The 735-nt window shown below is 47.2% G+C and carries 1 rRNA gene; it reads right to left on the reverse strand.

The features are described 5' to 3' along the window. A 23S ribosomal RNA gene (locus tag C167_RS0100360) occupies positions 1 to 508 on the reverse strand; the annotation flags it as partial. Between the last annotated feature and the right edge of the window lie 227 nt (positions 509 to 735).

The following is a 735-nucleotide window of genomic DNA, read 5'->3' on the forward strand; positions in this document are numbered from 1 at the left end:
GGTTTCAGGTTCTATTTCACTCCCCTCTCCGGGGTTCTTTTCGCCTTTCCCTCACGGTACTGGTTCACTATCGGTCAGTCAGTAGTATTTAGCCTTGGAGGATGGTCCCCCCATGTTCAGACAAAGTTTCTCGTGCTCCGTCCTACTCGATTTCACTTCAAAGAACCTTTCACATACGGGGCTATCACCCACTATGGCCGCACTTTCCAGAGCGTTCTGTTAGATTCAAAGAAGCTTAAGGGCTAGTCCCCGTTCGCTCGCCACTACTAAGGGAATCTCGGTTGATTTCTTTTCCTCAGGGTACTTAGATGTTTCAGTTCCCCTGGTTCGCCTCTTACACCTATGTATTCAGTGCAAGATACCCAGGTTATCCCGGGTGGGTTTCCCCATTCAGAGATCTCCGGATCAAAGTCTGTTTGCCGACTCCCCGAAGCTTATCGCAGGCTACCACGTCTTTCATCGCCTCTGACTGCCAAGGCATCCACCGTATGCGCTTCTTCACTTGACCATATAACCCCAAGCAATCTGGTTACTGTCTCGAACGTGAAGACGACATTCGCCGAAAATTCGCGCTTGAACTCGCAAATTTTACCTTGACTTGAATAATCACCAGTGAAAGAGATTATTCAGTCTACTTCTATCACATACCCAAATTTTTAAAGAACAGTTCTGGCACAAAGACCAGACATCAATGTTCGTTCAACCTGAACATTCATGTCTGAGCTTTCGACGATT

This window comes from Pseudomonas nitroreducens TX1 (assembly GCF_000313755.1).
Taxonomy (GTDB): Bacteria; Pseudomonadota; Gammaproteobacteria; order Pseudomonadales; family Pseudomonadaceae; genus Pseudomonas; species Pseudomonas nitroreducens_A.